The 16719-nt window shown below is 73.9% G+C and carries 9 protein-coding genes; 1 reads left to right on the top strand and 8 read right to left on the bottom strand.

Annotated features, from left to right (window positions below; translation table 11 throughout):
• Positions 1-48 precede the first annotated feature (48 nt).
• The 4 genes from ACIPUC_RS10775 to ACIPUC_RS10760 all read right to left on the bottom strand — a co-directional run bounded on the left by ACIPUC_RS10775 (position 49) and on the right by ACIPUC_RS10760 (position 10276).
• Positions 49-2442, bottom strand: coding sequence for a SpoIIE family protein phosphatase (locus ACIPUC_RS10775; RefSeq protein WP_446588518.1), 2394 nt, complete (start codon positions 2440-2442; stop codon positions 49-51).
• A 107-nt stretch (positions 2443-2549) separates the two neighbouring features.
• A complete protein-coding gene (locus tag ACIPUC_RS10770; RefSeq protein ID WP_446588516.1) occupies positions 2550-3239 on the bottom strand; it encodes a 4'-phosphopantetheinyl transferase family protein in 690 nt (229 codons plus the stop codon).
• On the bottom strand, positions 3236-7933 hold the full coding sequence (locus tag ACIPUC_RS10765; RefSeq protein WP_446588514.1) for a type I polyketide synthase: 4698 nt from the start codon (positions 7931-7933) through the stop codon (positions 3236-3238). Before ACIPUC_RS10765 ends, ACIPUC_RS10770 begins: the two co-directional genes overlap by 4 nt.
• Before the next feature lie 102 nt (positions 7934-8035).
• A complete protein-coding gene (locus ACIPUC_RS10760; RefSeq protein WP_446588512.1) occupies positions 8036-10276 on the bottom strand; it encodes an MMPL family transporter in 2241 nt (746 codons plus the stop codon).
• Between the two features lie 176 nt (positions 10277-10452).
• On the opposite strand from ACIPUC_RS10760, the gene recQ reads away from it, so the two are divergent.
• Positions 10453-12471 carry a DNA helicase RecQ gene (gene recQ, locus ACIPUC_RS10755; protein ID WP_446588510.1) on the top strand — a complete coding sequence of 673 codons (2019 nt, stop codon included), beginning with the start codon at positions 10453-10455 and terminating at the stop codon, positions 12469-12471.
• A 61-nt stretch (positions 12472-12532) separates the two neighbouring features.
• Here the strand turns inward: recQ and ACIPUC_RS10750 are convergent, their stop codons facing one another.
• From ACIPUC_RS10750 to ACIPUC_RS10735, 4 genes are read right to left on the bottom strand one after another with little or no spacing between them, the layout of a single operon-like run.
• Positions 12533-13393, bottom strand: coding sequence for an STM4011 family radical SAM protein (locus tag ACIPUC_RS10750; protein WP_446588508.1), 861 nt, complete (start codon positions 13391-13393; stop codon positions 12533-12535).
• Positions 13394-13398: 5 nt separating this feature from the next.
• The gene (locus tag ACIPUC_RS10745) at positions 13399-14748 is read right to left on the bottom strand and encodes an STM4012 family radical SAM protein (RefSeq protein WP_446588506.1); all 1350 of its coding nucleotides are present in this window, start codon (positions 14746-14748) and stop codon (positions 13399-13401) included.
• Positions 14745-15551, bottom strand: a complete 807-nt coding sequence (locus ACIPUC_RS10740; RefSeq protein WP_446588930.1) for an STM4013/SEN3800 family hydrolase — start codon at positions 15549-15551, stop codon at positions 14745-14747. The genes ACIPUC_RS10745 and ACIPUC_RS10740 overlap by 4 nt, the downstream gene beginning before the upstream one ends.
• A gap of 13 nt (positions 15552-15564) precedes the next feature.
• Positions 15565-16716 (bottom strand): STM4014 family protein, encoded by a 1152-nt coding sequence (locus tag ACIPUC_RS10735; protein WP_446588504.1) that lies wholly within the window; start codon positions 16714-16716, stop codon positions 15565-15567.
• Between the last annotated feature and the right edge of the window lie 3 nt (positions 16717-16719).

Here is a 16719-nt window from a genome sequence, read left to right as displayed (position 1 = left end):
CTGTCACAGGCGTGTCACAGGGGACGCCCGCACCCCTCCGTGCCCGTCTCAGTACCCGGCGAGGGACTGCTCCGCCCAGATGGTCTTGCCGATGGGAGCGTGCCGGGTGCCCCAGCGCTGGGCGAGCTGGGCGACCAGCAGCAGGCCCCGCCCGCCCTCGTCGAAGGTCCGGGCACGCCGCAGGTGCGGGGCGGTGTTGCTCGAGTCGGAGACCTCGCAGATCAGCGTGCTGTTCTCGTGGATCAGCCGCAGCTGGATGGGCGGCTGGCCGTAGCGGATGGCATTGGTGACCAGTTCGCTGACCACGAGCTCGGATACGAAGGCGGCCTCGTCCAGTCCCCAGGCCGTCAGCTGGTCGGTGGTGTACCGGCGGGCGCTGGCGACCACGGAGGGGTCGGAGGGCAGGTCCCAGACGACGACCTTGTCGGCATGCAGGGCCCGGGTCCGGGCGACGAGCAGGGCGACGTCGTCGTCGGGAGGATGGGTCAGCATGGCCGTCAGCACGCGGTCGCAGACCGTGTCCAGCGTGGCGGCCGGACGGGAGAGCGCCGCGAACATGTCGTCCAGGGCCTCGTCGATGTCGTGGTCGCGGGCTTGCAGCAGACCGTCGGTGTACAGGGCGATGACGCTGCCCTCGGCGAGCTCGACCTCGATGGTCTCGAAGGGCAGGCCCCCCAGGCCCAGCGGCGGGCCGGGCGGGACGTCGAGGAGGTACACGGAGCCCTCCGGGGAGATCACCACGGGCGGTGGGTGGCCGGCCCGGGCGACCGTGCAGCGCCGGATGACGGGGTCGTAGACCACGTACAGGCACGTCGTGCCGATGCCGCCGGCGGCCTCCCCGGCCGCGTCCCGGTCGGCCTCGTCGGCCGCCAGATGGATGATGAGGTCGTCGAGGTGGGTGAGCAGCTCGTCGGGCGGCAGGTCGACATCGGCCAGCGTGCGTACCGCGGTGCGCAGCCGGCCCATGGTCGCGGCGGCGCGGATGCCGTGGCCGACGACATCGCCCACGACCAGGGCCACCCGCGCGCCCGACAGCGGGATCACGTCGAACCAGTCGCCGCCCACCCCCGCGTCGGTACCGGCGGGCAGGTAGCGGGAGGCGGTCTCCAGGGCCGCGTGGGCGGGGAGGTTGCGGGGGAGCAGGCTGCGCTGCAGCGTCATGGTGCTGGTGTGCTCCCGGGTGTACCGGCGCGCCTTCTGGATGCTGACGGCCGCTCTGGTCGCGAGCTCCTGGGCCAGCCACAGGTCCTCCGGCTGGAAGGGCTCCCGGCGCTGGTGACGGCCGAAGACGGCCAGGCCGAGCGCGGCGCCGCCGGCCCGCAACGGCACCACCATCATCGAGTGGGTCCCGTACTCGCCGATCCACGCGGCCCCGGGATCCTCGGCCACCCAGCGGGTGACGGCCGGGTCGCCCGTCGCGTACACGGCGCCGCGGCCGGCGGCCAGACACTCGACGGGAGGTGACAACGGCGGGTAGACCGTCGTCCCGCCGACCGCGACCTGGGGATCCGGGCTTCCTCCGAGCACCGACCGGGCTGCCGCACGGGCCACGGTGACCGGACCCGCCACCGGGCCGGTGGACGGCTCCTCGCCGCGCGGGGGAGGCTCCAGCAGGTCGACGACCGCGAAGTCGGCGAACCGGGGGACGGCGGCCTCGGCCAGCTCCTGCGCGGTGCGGGAGACGTCCATGGTGGTGCCGATACGGGCGCCCGCATCGTCCGGGAGGAGCATCAGCCGGCGGTCACCCTCGATCCCGGTCCTGTCGTGCGCCGCCAGGCACACCCCGTGCACCCGGCCGTCCGGGTCACGCAACGGGGCCAGCGAGGTCGCCCAGCCGTGCTCCGTACTCGCACCCGTGGGACGCACGAAGGCCTGTACGTGCTCCGCCTCACCGGTCTCCAGAACCAGGCGCATCCTGCGCTCGGTCTCGTCGCTCACGGGATCCGGCGCGATCTCCGGCAGGCGCAGCCCGCGCATCTCGGCCTCCGTGAGGGACAGCGTGCGCTCCATTCCGGCATTCGCCCGCACCAGCCGCAGGTCCGCGTCGAAGACCGCCAGGAAGCAGGGGGACTGGCTGAACGCCCACTCCTCCAGCGGTTCGCCCCAGGTCGTACGGGGCTCGCCCGGCACGGCGGACACCACGAACCACTTGGCCGCCCCGCCGGTGGACGTCCAGCGGTGCGCGAGCAGCCCCAGCTCCAGCCGCCGGCCGTCACGGTGCCGCAGCGCCACGGTGCCGCTCCACCGCTCCTGCCCGGGCGGGATCCGCCACGCCGGATCGCTCACACCGTCGGCGAGCAGGCGGGCAGCGGGCTGACCCAGTACGTCGGAGGGCTCGTGGCCGAGCAGCCGACGGGCCTCCTCGCTCCATTCGGTCACGACGCCCTGCTCGCTGAGGGTGGCCGTGGCCGTGTACGCGGGCTCATGGGAGGCGTCGGTCATCTCACCCTCGCTAGTTCCTATGCCGCGGCTTCACGGCAACCTGCACGGCCAGGGGGCTCCACTGACAAGCATGATCCGGCCGGGCAAGGAGCACCAACGCAGTGCGGTCAGGCCGGCCCGGCCCGGTGCGCGAGGACGAGCGCGAGGACCGCTTCGCCCGCCTGCCACACCATCGCGCGGCGCCGTCCGCCGAGTACGGGTGGCCGCAGGCCCAGGATCGCGACGCTGCGCGGAGCGGCGCCGAAGACGCTGCCGCGGTCGGCCTTGACCGCGGCTTCCTTCAGCGCCCAGGCGCCGGCCAGGGCATCGGGCCGGTCCGTGCCGACGAGGGAGAGCTCCCCGGGCGACAGGACGTGGTCCGCGACACGGCGGACCGCCTCGGCCGAGGCGGTCTCGCACAGGTCCACCCCCACCGGTTCCGGTGCCAGGGCCGCGGCGACGTGGCCGGCGGTGTGGCTGATCGAGACGTGCAGGGCGGGCATCGGGCTGCCGCCCACGACGACGCAGGGGCTGCCGTCGTCGCGCGGGAGGATCTCCACGTCGTGTGCCGGAGCGGCGACGAGTTCGCAGACCAGGCGCTTGGCGAGCAGCCGGCCGGCCGCCCACTCGGCCTGCCGCCGGCCCGGCAGCGCGTGGAGCACGCCCTGCTCGGCCGGTGAGAGGACCGGTGCCCGGTGGAGGCCGGCGCGCCGGGCCACGACGAGGCGGGCTCCGCCCCACCGGTGGACGTGTCCCGGCGCGATCGGCTGGAAGGCGGGGTGCGCGGTGTGCACGGCGGCGGACGTCATGCGGGTCACGCGGCAACGGGGACCGGGTCCAGGCGCCGCAGCTCGCGCTCCAGCGCGGTCACGGCGTACCGGATCTGGTCGGGCGTGTGGTCGCAGGTGATGAAGAAGCGCAGCCGCGCCATCTCCTCGGGCACGGCCGGGTAGAGGATCGGATTGACGCTGACGCCCTGCTCGAACAGGGCCTCGGCGAGGCGCAGGGTCTTCAGCGAGTCCCCGACGATGCACGGGACGATCGCGGTGTCGTGGCTGTCCCCGGTGTCGATGCCCGCTGCGCGCGCGAGGCGGACGAACAACGCGGCGTTCTCCGCGAGACGGGCCACCCGCTCCGGCTCGGCACGCAGCACGCGCACGGACGCCAGGGAGGCGGCGGTGTCGGCCGGGGTCATGCCGGCGCTGAAGACGAAGCCCGGCACGGTGTAGCGCAGGTACTCGACGACCGAGCGGTTGCCGGCCACGTAGCCACCGCAGCTCGCGAGGGCCTTGGACAGCGTGCCCGACCACAGATCCACCGCGGTGCGGTCGACGCCGAAGTACTCGCCGATGCCGCGGCCCGTCGCACCGATCGTTCCGATGCTGTGCGCCTCGTCGACCATCAGCAGCGCGCCGTGCCGGTGCTTGACCTCGACGAGGGCGGGCAGGTCGGCGATGTCGCCGTCCATGCTGTAGACGCCCTCGATGACGACGAGGACCCGCCGGTACTGGTGGCGGACCTGCGCGAGGATGGCGTCGAGGGCGGCCGCGTCGTTGTGGGGGAACGGCCGCCGGGTCGCGCCCGAGAGCTTGCATCCCTGGAGGATGCTGTCGTGGGCGAGGGAGTCGTGGACGACCAGGTCCCCGGGCCCGACGAGGTGCCCGATCACGGTCACGTTGGTGGCGTGCCCGTTGGCCAGGGTGATCGCGGCTTCGCATCCGAGCAGGCCGGCGAGTTCCGCGTCGAGTTCCAGGTGGAGCGGACGGCTGCCGGACAGCAGCCGGCTGGCGGACACCGACGTCCCGTAGCGCTCGATCGCCTCCTTGGCCGCCTCGTTCACCCGGGGGTGCGTCGCCATGCCCAGGTAGTTGTAGCCGGAGAAGGAGAGGAGCTCCCGGCCGTCGACGCGGGTCGTGTCCGTCATGCCGCTCTCGTGGACCATGAAGTACGGGTTCCCCAACCCCAGCGTGGAAAGGGAGGCGATCCGCTCGCCGTGGGCGGTGACCTCCGGGAAGCACTCGATCCGCGTGTGCTCCTCGGGAAGCGGAGCGGGGGCGGGAATGGATGCGGGGACAGGTGCGGGTGCGGGGGCGGCCGGCTCGGACGCGTCCGGGGCTTCGTCGCCGCGTACCGCGCGCTGCGCGGGGACGGCCGCCGGTACGCCGTCCGCTGAGCTGCCCGCGATCATCGCGGCGATCCTGCCGGCGGTCGGCCGGTCGGCAGCCGTTTCGTCGAACGCCCATGCCGGCCACTGCCGCTTGAGGGAGGTGAACAGGTCCGTCAGCATCAGCGAGTCGAAACCGAGCTCGTCGATCAGCAGCTGGTCCTCGCGCAGATGACCCACCGGGAACGCGCTGATCCGGGCCACCTGCGCGAGCACGGCCTCGGTGACCTCGTCGACGCCCCCGGCCGGCGACGGCTCCTCGGCGGCCGGCGCCGGAGCAGCGGGCGCCTCGGCCGGGGTGGTGGCAGCAGCGGGCGGCTCGGCCGGGGTGGTGGGTGCAGCGGCGGCCGGGGCGGGAGCGGGCGCAGGGGCGGCCGCGGGGCCGGGGAGCGCCTCGGCGAGGCGGGTCAGCAGCGACACCTGCTGCTGAGCCAGCTCGAGCAGTGCGCTCACCGGGTGGTTCACCGCGTCGTTCCTCGTGTGGTCCATCGGGGTCTCCTCGGTCAGTACGGGCTGGGGCGCCACGGACGCGCGGCGCCGGTCGGACACCCAGTACGACTGGCTGTCGAGCTTCGCCACCGGCAGGTCCAGCAGGCGGCGGTCTTCCTGGGGAACCAGGGCGCGCGGGTCGACCGGGGCGCCCAGGACCGCGAGCCGGGCGAGGGCCAGTACGAGGTCGCGCCCGTCGTCCGGCGCCACCCCGGTGGCGGGGACGACGTGGACGTCGCCGCGGCCGGTGAGCTCGCGGCGGACCGAGGTGAGGAGCGAGCTGCCACCGGTCACCTGGACGAACACGCGGGCCCCCTGCTCGTAGGCGGTGCGCACGGCATCGCTGAACCGGACCGGCGCGGACGCGTGCCGGGCCCACAGCTCGCGCAGCCCCTCGGGGTCGGTGCAGACCGCCGCGTCCACCGACGAGACGAACGGCAGGACGGGACTGCTGATCGGGTGGCCGGCCAGGCTCTCGCGCATCGCCTCGTCGCCCCCGGCCAGCAGCGGCGAGTGGAAGGGATGGGACACGTCGAGCGCCGCGGTGACGATCCCCTCGTCGGCGCAGGCCTGCCGCATCGCGGCGATCCCGTGCGCCGTGCCGCTGACCACGACCTGCCGCTCCTGGTTGAAGCAGGCGAGCCAGACGTCGTCGATGCCGCTGATGAGCCGGCTGCAGGTCTCCTTGTCGCTCTGCACGGCGAGCATCCCCCCGCCCGCGAGGCCCGTCCCGGCCTGCCGCAGGGCCGCCCCCCGGCGGACCAGGAGCCGGACGGTGTCCTCGTCGCTGAGCGCTCCGGCCGCAGCGGCCGCCGCGAACTCCCCGAGGCTGTGGCCGAGGGCGAGGTCGGGAGTGACACCGCAGTCGGCGAGCAGGCGGGTGGCCGCGATCTGGACGGTACCGAGCAGTGGCTGGCACACATCGGTGGCGGCGAGCCGCTGCCTGAGCTCCTCGGCGCCGCCGCGGCCGGCCGCCGCCCCGCCGTACAACAGGTCGGTGGGGTCGAAGCCGCCGTCCGTCCGGGCCACGGCGCCGAGTGTGTCCACGGCCGCCCGGAAGCCGGTGAACCGCTCGTAGAGGTCCCGCATCATGCCCGGCCGCTGACTGCCCTGACCGGGGAAGAGGAAGGCGATCCGGCGCTGCTCGGCCGGCAGGGGGGCGTCGGCGGCGAAGGCGCCGTCGCCGAGGTCGCCCCCGGTGCCGTCGCCCAGGTCGCCCCCGGCCCCGTCGGCGAGCTGCTGACGTGCGCGGCGCAGCCGCTGGATGAACTCCTCCGTGTCGGAGGCCACGATCGCGAGCCGGGCCGACAGCGGCCGGCGCGCGCCCAGGGTGTGCGCCACCGCCGCGAGCGGCACGCCGGGTGTGCGGTCCAGGGCGTCGAGCACCTCGCCGATGTGCCGGTCGAGCAGCGCGCGGTTGCCCGCCGAGAGCAGGACGAGGTGCGGCCCGGGGGCTTCGGGGCGTACCGGAAGGCGGCGCAGGGCCGGGCCGGGCTGCTCCTCCAGCACCACGTGGACGTTCGTACCGCCGAATCCGAACGAGCTGACGGCGGCACGCCGCGGGCCCGCCGCGGCCGGCCAGGGCCGCGCGCTGTCCGCGATGCGCAGGCCCGCGGCGGAGATGCCCAGGTCCGGGTTGGGGGTGGTCTGCGGCTGCGGCACGATCGTGCCGTGATGGACGACCAGGGCCGTCTTGATCAGTCCCGCGATGCCCGCCGCGGACAGGGAGTGCCCGATCAGGGCCTTGCCGGAGGCGAGGTAGCACAGGGCGGGGTCGTCGTCGGGGAACTCGGTGCGCAGCCGGCGCAGCGCCTCGACCTCGGCACGGTCGCCGACCGCCGTCCCGGTGCCGTGCGCCTCGATGAAGCCCACGGACGAGGGGGCGACGCCCGCGTCGTCGTAGGCCCGGAGCATGGCGCGCAGCTGGCCCTCGGGCGTGGGGACCAGCGGTCCGGGGGACGCGCCGTCGTTGGCCGAGCCGATGCCCTTGATCACCGCGTAGACCCGGTCGCCGTCGGCGAGCGCGTCCGCCAGCGGCCGTATGACGACGGCGCCGCAGCCCTCGCCGAGCACGAAGCCGTCGGCCCCCTCGTCGAAGGGGCGGCACACCCCGGTGGCGGACAGGGCGCGGAGCCGGGAGAAGCCGACCAGGCTGTCGGGGGTGAGGTTGAGGTACACGCCGCCGACGACGGCGATCCGGCAGCTGCCCTGGCGCAGCTGGGCCATCGCCTGGTCGAGGGCGACCAGCGAGCCGGAGCAGGCGGCGTCCACGGCGAAGCTGGGCCCGCCGAGGTCGAACTGCCGGCTGATGGTGCCGGCCGCCATGTTGAGCAGGCTCCCGGGCAGGCTGAAGCTCTGGATCGTGCCGAGCCGCGCCACCTGCGCCTTGACGGCATCGAGGCCGTCCGGGTCGTCTGCGGCAAGGGACTCCTCGGCCAGGGTGATGGCCCGGATCGGCGTCGATACAAGGTCCTTGTAGTCGGACACCGACAGTCCGAGGAACACCCCGGTGTTCTCCCGGTCGAAGTCGCCGCGGCCCATCCCCGCGTCGTCGAGCGCCTCGCGGGCGACGTCGAGCATCAGCCGGTGCTGCGGGTCCATGGCCCGGGCGCGAGCGGGCGGTATCCCGTAGTGCACGGCGTCGAAGCGGTCCACGTCGTCCAGGAAGGCGACCTGGTCGGTGTACGCGGCATTGGGGGCCGACCGGTTGCCGGGCTCGTGGAAGGTCTCGTGGTTCCAGCGCTCCCGGGGGACGGTGGAGAACTGCCGCTCCCCGCTCTTCAGGAGCTCCCAGTAGGCGTGGGTGTCGGGGGCTCCGGGGAAGCGGCAGCCGAGTCCGGTGATGGCGATGTCAGACATGACGGGTATTCCTTGTCGGGTGGGTGCGTGTACGGGTGTGGGTGTGCGGGGTGTGCGGGGTGTGCGGGGTGTGCGGGGTGAGCGGGGTGCGCGCCCTCGTGGTCAGCGGCGCGCGGGGGCGTGGGCGCAGAGGCCGGTGCGGACCGGGGCCCTGCGTCGCGGCGCCGGAGGGCACCGCCCGGAGGTACCGGGAGGCGGCCGCGGCGTCGGGGGCGGTTCCTTGCGCCGCAGCAGTCGCGGCGCCCACCAGTTCAGGTCGCCCGCCAGCCGCATGAGCGCCGGTACGAGGACGCCCCGTACGAGCGTGGCGTCGAGCAGCACGCCGAGGCCCGCGCCGATCCCGAAGAACTGCAGGAGGGAGACCTGGGAGGTGCCGAAGCTCAGCAGGGTGAACGCGAGCAGCGCCCCGGCGGTCGTCACGATGCCGCCCGTGTGGGCGATGCCCGAGACGATCGAGCCGGCGTTGTCCTGCCCGGCCTCGTGCGCCTCCTTGATGCGGGCGAGGACGAACACCTCGTAGTCCACCGAGAGTCCGAACACGATGCAGAACAGCAGCACCGGCATGGTCGTGCTGAGCGGTCCGGGCGTGAAGCCGATCAGCTGCTGCAGATGGCCGGACTGGAAGATCCACACCATCGCACCGAGGACGGCCGCGAGGCTCAGGGCGTTCAGCGCGATGGCCTTCAGCGGCAGCAGCAGACTGCGCGTGAAGCCGAACAGCAGCAGGAACGTGGTCGCCGTGATCACGGACAGCGCCAGCGGAAGCCGGTCGCGCACCGTGGCCTTCGCGTCGACCAGAACCGCGCTCGGCCCGCCGACCAGCACGTCGGTGCCGGCCGGGCCGGGGGCCCTGCGGATGTCGTGGACGAGCTGCTGGGCAGCGCGCGACTGGGGGTCGACCAGCGGTACCACGGAGAGCCGGGCCGGGCCGCCGCCGGCCGGCTCCACGACGCCGGAGACCTGGGCGACCTGGGCGACCTGCGGGAGCGCCGACAGCCGCCGGGCGTACTCCTGCCGCTCCGCGGGGGACGACTTGCCCGTCATGAGGACCGTGAGGGCGCTGGAGCCCTTCATGTCGAACGCGCTGCGCACCAGGTCCCCGGTCTGCCGGCTGGACGCGCTGACCGGCAGCGCCCGGTCGTCGGGGGTGGCGAAACCGGCGTGCGCGAACGGCCCGGCGAGCACCACCAGCAGGCCGACCACGGGCAGCGCCGCGAGCAGCGGGCGGCGAACGACGATCCGCGCCAGCCCCTCCCAGAAGCGGGACCGCGAGCCGCCTTGGGCCCGCCGGCGCCACGGCACGGACCAGGCGTTGACCCGCGGGCCGAGCAGCGCGAGCAGGGCCGGCAGTACGGTCACGGCGCTCACCGCCGCGATAGCCACCACGGCGATGCCCGCATAAGCGAAGGAGCGAAGGAAGTACGGCGGGAAGACCAGCAGCGTCGCGAGCGCGGCGGAGACCGTCGCGGCACTGAAACCGATCGTGTGGCCCGCGGTGCGCACGGTCCGGATGGCCGCGGTGCGCGGATGGTATCCGGCGGAGAGCTCCTCACGGAACCGCGAGACGATCAGCAGTCCGTAGTCGATGCCCAGCCCCAGGCCGAGTGCGGTGGTGAGGTTCAGCGCGAAGACGGACACGTCGGTGACGGCGCCCAGAACGCTCAGGACCAGCAGCGTCCCGGCGATGGACAGGACCCCGATCAGCAGGGGCAGCGCAGCGGCCACCACACTGCCGAACACCAGGACCAGCAGGATCAGCGTTCCGGGCAGGACGACGGACTCGGCCCGCTTCAGGTCGGACTCCGCGATGTCCTGGAGTTCGGCGTCGACGAGCGCCGTGCCGCCGACCCGCACCGTGAGGGCCGCCTGGGCCGTCTCGGCCTTCTGGCCGGCGGCCGGGGTGGTCAGCTCGTCGCGCAGCCGCTCGACCCGCGCTCCGAGCCGGTCCCCCTCGCCGTCCACGTGCGCGACCAGCATGGCCGCCTGGCCGTCCCGGCTGCGCAGTTCCGCCGCGCCGCCGGTCCAGTACGAGGTCACGGCGCTCACGTGCGGCTCGGCGGCGAGGCGCCGGGTCAGGGCCTCGCCCTCGCTCCGGGCCGCCGGGTCGTCGACGTACCCGCCGCGGGACTGTGCGACGAGGACCAGGTTGGGGGTCGCCCCCAGGTGCTCGGCCGCCACGCGGGCGGCGCGGCTGGACTCGGAGTGCGGATCGTCGTACCCCTGCGTCTTCAGCCGGCCGGTCGCCCCTGCTCCGAACACGACGGACAGCACGAGGAACGCGAGCGCGGCCAGCAGGACGAGCCGCGGGCGACGGGTCACGAAGACCCCTGCGCGACGGTTCATCGGGCCCTCCGTTCCGGTGGCGGGTCGGTCCCGCTCTTGTGCGGGACGATCGACTTCCACCGTGCCCGGGGGAGGACCGGGGCCCCAGCCCCGGCTATTCGTTACTTGACAGGAGGTTGTCCACAGGCTCCGGCGGGCGGGGCGGGGGTGTCGGCGCGTGCCGCTAGGCTTCGTGGATGGCCCTTCCGGACGCTTCCCCCGAGACCTCGGACGCATCGCAGGTACTGCACCGCGTCTTCGGTTACAGCTCGTTCCGCGGCGAGCAGCAGGAGATCATCGACCAGGTCGTCGGCGGCGGTGACGCCCTCGTGCTGATGCCGACCGGCGGCGGCAAGTCGCTCTGCTACCAGATCCCGGCGCTCGTCAGAGACGGCACGGGCGTCGTGATCTCGCCGCTCATCGCGCTGATGCAGGACCAGGTGAACGCGCTCACCGCCCTCGGGGTACGGGCCGGATTCCTCAACTCGACGCAGGACCAGTACGAGCGGCAGGCCGTCGAGCAGGCGTTCCTCGCGGACGAGCTGGACCTGCTCTACCTGGCGCCCGAGCGGCTGCGCACCGAGAGCACGCAGCGGCTGCTCGACCGGGGCAAGGTGTCGCTCTTCGCGATCGACGAGGCGCACTGCGTCGCCCAGTGGGGCCACGACTTCCGGCCCGACTACCTGGCCCTGTCTATGCTGCACGAGCGGTGGCCGAAGGTGCCGCGGATCGCGCTGACGGCGACGGCGACCGCGGCCACCCACGCCGAGATCGTGGCACGGCTCGGTCTGGAGGACGCCCGGCACTTCGTCGCCAGCTTCGACCGGCCGAACATCCAGTACCGCATCGTCGCGAAGAACAACCCGGTCAAGCAGCTGCTGGAGCTGATCCGGACCGAGCACGACGGGGACGCCGGCGTCGTCTACTGCCTCTCGCGGTCCTCGGTGGAGAAGACCGCGGCCTCCCTGGTGGAGCAGGGCATCGACGCCGTGGCCTACCACGCCGGGATGGACGCCCGTACGCGCGCCGCGAACCAGGCGCGCTTCCTGCGGGAGGACGGGGTCGTGGTGGTGGCCACCATCGCCTTCGGCATGGGCATCGACAAGCCGGACGTACGCTTCGTCGCCCACCTGGACCTGCCGAAGTCGGTCGAGGGCTACTACCAGGAGACCGGCCGCGCCGGGCGCGACGGCGAACCGGCCACGGCGTGGCTGGCGTACGGCCTGCAGGACGTGGTCCAGCAGCGCAAGCTCATCGACGGCTCCGAGGGCGACGAGGCGCACCGCCGGTCGCTCGGCATGCACCTGGACGCCATGCTCGCGCTGTGCGAGACGGTCGACTGCCGCCGGACGCGGCTGCTGGAGTACTTCGGGCAGTCGGGCGAGCCGTGCGGCAACTGCGATACGTGCCTGGCACCGGCCGAGTCCTGGGACGGGACGGTCGCCGCGCAGAAACTGCTGTCCACGGTGTGGCGGCTGGCGAAGGAGCGGCGCCAGAAGTTCGGCGCCGGCCAGATCATCGACATCCTGCAGGGCAAGAAGACCGCCAAGGTCATCCAGTTCGACCACGACGCGCTGTCCGTGTTCGGCATCGGGTCGGACCTGAGCACCGCCGAATGGCGCGGGGTGGTCCGCCAGCTGCTGGCGCTGCGCCTGCTGGCGGTGGAGGGCGACTACGGCACGCTCGTCCTCACGGACGCCAGTGGCGAGGTGCTGGGCGGGCGCCGCAGCGTCTCGATGCGCAAGGAGAAGGCGGTCGTCGCCCCGCCCCGCAAGGAGTCCGGGTCGCGGTCCGGCAAGGGCGCCCGGGTGCCGGTCGACCTGCCGGCCGGGGCCGAACCGGTCTTCCTGGCCCTGCGCACCTGGCGGGCCGCGACGGCGCGCGAGCAGGGCGTGCCGGCGTACGTCGTCTTCCACGACGCGACCCTGCGCGAGATCGCGACCAGACTGCCCGGCACGGTGGAGGAACTGGCCACCATCGGCGGCGTCGGCGAGGCCAAGCTCACCAAGTACGGCCAGGGCGTCCTGGACACCCTGGCGGAATGCACCGCCACGGCTCCGGCTCCGGCTTCCGCACCCGTATCCGTACCCGCCCCGGCCTCCGAACCCCCGGCGGCCGCGGCCCTCGTGCCGGCGGCACGGCCGGCGGAGCCGTACGCCGACGAGCCGCCCTTCGACCTGGACGAGATGGACCCGCCGTGGGACGACTGGCAGTAGCGGGTCCGCCCCGTACCAGCCGCCTGCGCCGGACCCCGGTACGCCGGGGTACACCCACCCGTCACCTGCCCGGTGCCCTCGGACGGTCGGGGATGCGTTCGAGGAGGCCGCCCGCGAAGACGTCGTAGAGGGGGAGGGTCTCCAGGTGGACGTAGCCGATGTGGCAGTCGCAGACGGCCAGCGGGCAGGGGCGCGGGGCCAGGGCGGCGCGGTAGGAGCCGTCGTAGAGGTTGCCGAGCTCGGTGCGCACGAAGTGGCAGCGGCGGACCGTGCCCTCGCCGTCCACCGAGATCACCGACTCCCCGGTGCGGCACGGCAGTCCGGCCGAGCGGTGGGGGTGGCGGCTGTACGGGAAGAGCGGGTCCAGGGCGGTCCAGTCGTCCGCCTCGGCGTCGGTGTACGTGTGGCCCTCGGCGGCGTTGGCCCAGAGGTAGACGTGGTCGGGCAGGTCCGCGCGCAGCCGGCGCGCGTGGGGCAGGTTCTCGGGCAGGCCCACGATGCCGACGCTGTGGCGGATGCCCCCCTCTGCCAGCTCCCCGAGCTTCGACAGGAAGCGTGCGTAGGGCGTCTGGCCGGGGTGGTACGTGCACCACAGGGCCACGGTGGCCGGGTCGGCCTCGGCGAGCCAGTCGGTCCGGCAGCTGAGGTTCGTCTGGATGGCGACGCGTTCGATGTGCGGCTGGTGCGAGAGGTCCACGAGGGCGCGGCGGTACCAGGAGCGGACCAGGCCCTCGCCCCAGGGGGTGAAGAGGATCGACAGCCGGTCGCCGCGTTGAGCCGCCGCCCAGGCCGTGAACCGGTCGAGGGCCGCGCGGTCGGCGCGCAGCTGATCGGGGGTGTCGCGCCGCTTCGCGAAGGGGCAGTACGGGCAGTCGTAGTCGCAGGACGCGAGCGGGCCGCGGTACAGGATCGTCAGGTCCACGGGGGCTACTTCGGATCGTAGGCGGCCATGGCGGCCCGCACGGCGGGGGAGAAGAGCGCCGGGCCGAGGGCGTCGGAGTGGGCGAGCCCCTCCGGGGTCAGGCGCAGCTCCCCGCTCTGCGTCCCGGCTCCTTCGAGCCAGCCGCACGCGGTGAACGCGGCGAGTTCGGCGGGGAAGTCCTTGTGCGGGTCGGTGCCGAAGCGCTCGCGGTAGTCGGCGAGCGGCATGCCCCCTGCCTGGAGGAGGGACTGGAGGAGGTGGCGGCGGCGCGCCTCGCCTTCGTCCACGTACCGTCCGAGGAGGGCGCGGCCGAAGTCGGCGGTGGCCGTGTAGTCGTCGATGATCCGCTTGATCCGGCCCATGTCGACGGCGTAGTCGAAGGAGTAGTGGTGGGTGGAGGTGTAGGAGCGGGCGCCGCAGCCGAGGCCGATCATGCCGTCCGTCTGGCAGGCGTGGTCGTCGGGTCCCTGCGGGGCGGTCCCTGCCCGGCGGAACATGCGCATCGACACCTGTTCGTAGCCGCGGGCGAGGAGGTGGTCGCGCCCCTTGCGGTACAGGTCCAGGCGCTGCTCGTCCCACTCGGTGTCGGTGTGCGCGGTGCGTCGCCGGGCGAGACCGGTGAGCGGGCGCTTGTAGAGCGGGTAGAGGTACAGCTCCTCGGGCTCCCAGGCGAGGGCGGCGTCGAGGGAGGTGCGCCAGGTGGCGGGGGTCTGGCCGTCGATGCCGTAGATGAGGTCGATGTTGAGGACCGGGATGCGGGCCTCGCGGATCCGGCCGAGCGCGGCCTCCACGTCCGCGCGGCGCTGCGGGCGTACGGCGGCCCTCGCCTCCGCTTCGACGAAGCTCTGGACGCCGATGCTGAGGCGGGTGGCGCCGCGCTCGGCGAGGACGGCGATCCGGTCGGCGGTCGCGGTGGCGGGCGAGGTCTCGACGGAGAGGGGGACGGCGCGCAGGTCCGCGCCCATGCGCCGCTCGGCGATGTCGCACAGCCGGGTCAGCTCGTCGGCGGTGAGGAACGTCGGTGTGCCGCCGCCGAACGCGGCGTTGGCGAAGCGCACCGGACCGTCGTCGCCGAGGGCCTCGCGGACGGCGGCGGCCTGGCGGTCGAGTGCGTCGAGGTAGCGGCCGCTGAGGCCGTCGGGCGCGCCGATGCGGGTGAAGAGGTTGCAGAAGCCGCAGCGGACCTCGCAGAACGGTATGTGGAGGTAGAGGGAGAGCGCGCTCTTGTCCTCGCCGCGCCAGAGGTCGCGCAGGGCGGGCCGGCCGGGCAGCGGGGCGTACGCGGTCTTGTGGGGGTAGGCGTAGACGTAGCTCTGGTAGGGGCGGACGTGGAGACCGGTGGCGGTGGCGGTCATGCGGACGGCTCCAGGAAGAAGTGGGCGTACGGCACCGTCCACACGGCCTCGTGGGCGAGGCGGTGGCCGGTGTAGCCGTCGTCGCCGTAGGTCGTGCCGTGGTCGGAGCAGACGATGGCGAAGCAGCGGCGGCGGGAGCTCATCGCGGCGAAGAGCCGGCCGATGTGGCCGTCGATGTACTCCAGGGCGGCGGCGTGGGTGGCGCGGCTGTCACCCGCCTCCCGTGTCGCGCCCGGCAGGTGGAACCAGTTGGGCTGGTGCAGCGCGGACGCGTTGACGAAGAGGAACAGCCGCTGCTCCGCCGGGAGCGAGCCGGCGATCCGCTCGGCCCGCTCGACCTGCGCCTCGAAGGAGGTGGGGGACGCCACGCCGAACTCCGGCTCCCAATGGCTCTCCTGGAACATCCCCGGGAGGACGCCGCCCAGCGCGCCCTGCTTGTTGAAGAAGCCGACGCCGCCCACACACACGGTGCGGTACCCGGCCGCGGCCAGGCCGGACACCAGGTCGGGGGTGTCGAAGACGTAGGTGCGCCCGGCGGTGGACTCGCTGCCGGCGAAGCGTGCCGCGAACAGCCTCGGGTGTGGTCCCGGCACGGCGGGGGTGGGCAGGAATCCGGCGAACATCGCCTGGTGGGAGGCGTAGGTGAAGCTGCCCGGGGCGTGCCGCTCCTCCCAGGCGCCGCCGGGCAGGTGACGGGCCAGGTGCGGGATGCGTCCGGCCGCGGCCAGTTCGGCTGCGACGTCGTAGCGGAGGGTGTCCAGGGTGAGCAGGAGCAGGTCGTCGCGGCCGACGACCTCGTTCATGTCGGGCCCGGTGTCAGGCTGGTGCACGGTGGCGGTTCCTCGGGTGGTGGTGCTGGTGTGCATGGTGCGGGTCCGCGCGGCGCCGTGCGTACGGCGGTCCGGCGGCGACTTGGGCGGCGTACGTGTCGAGTCCCTCGGCTCCGCTGCCCGGCAGGCCGGTCAGGCCGGGCAGCAGGTCGCCGAACGCGTTGACCTCCGCGACGGCGAACCGCCGCCAGCCGACGGCGGGCAGCAGGTCGACGCCGACGGACAGGGTGCCGGGGAAACAGGCCGCTGCCCGCTCGCAGATCTCCAGGGCGTCGGCCCAGCGGGGCCCCGCTGCCTCGACCACGGCGGACAGGTCGCCGCGGCTCCCGCCGAGATGGAGGTTGGTCATGGGCGAGAGGCTGGTGCGGACCACGGCGTGAGTGGCCCGGCCGGCCACGACGACCACGCGCAGGTCCGCCGCGCGGCCTCCCAGGGAGGCCTTGGGCCACCAGCGTTCGACGTGCAGTCCGTCAGGGGCGAGTGCGTCGACCAGCGCGGCCGTCTCCCGCTCGCTGGTGAGGCGGCGCACCCGCAGGGAGTTGTGCAGGTGTCCCTCCCCGTCCGTCTCGACCGAGGTGGTGGCCCGGACGCGGCCCCGGCCGGCCGTCTCGACGGCGACGATGCCGGACGCGGAGGAGCCGTGCGCGAGTTTCACGAACACGCGGGGCATGCCGTGTTCGCCCATGAGGGCGCGTACGTCGTCCCAGCCGCGCACCGGTGTGCCGCCGCCGGAGGTCGGGGACCGGGGGACCGGTACCCCGGCGGTGTCCAGGACGCGGTGGCAGTCCCGCTTGTCGAAGAGGACGGCCAGCTCGTCCGGGTCGTCGAGGCGTACGCCGCCGGTGAGGCTCCGCACGGCTGCGGTGAACCGCGCGAACCAGCGGGCGCCGCCCTCCACGCGGGTGGGGTCGTCCAGGCCGCGCAGGGCGCGGTCCACCTCGGTGTTCTCCCCCGGCGAGTCGAGGCGTACGAGCTCGTCGGCGGCGAACGCCGCACCGCCCTCGCGCAGGACGCGGGCCCAGGGCACGATGCGGGGCGCGGGCAGCCCGGCGTCGCGGACGGCCCGGGTGAACAGGGCGACGCGGCGGTTCTCCGGGTTGCCGACCACTGCCCAGCGCGGGGGCGTGTGCTCCGTCATGGC

This window comes from Streptomyces sp. LARHCF249 (assembly GCF_052871255.1).
This window is presented reverse-complemented; position numbering and strand designations above follow the sequence as displayed.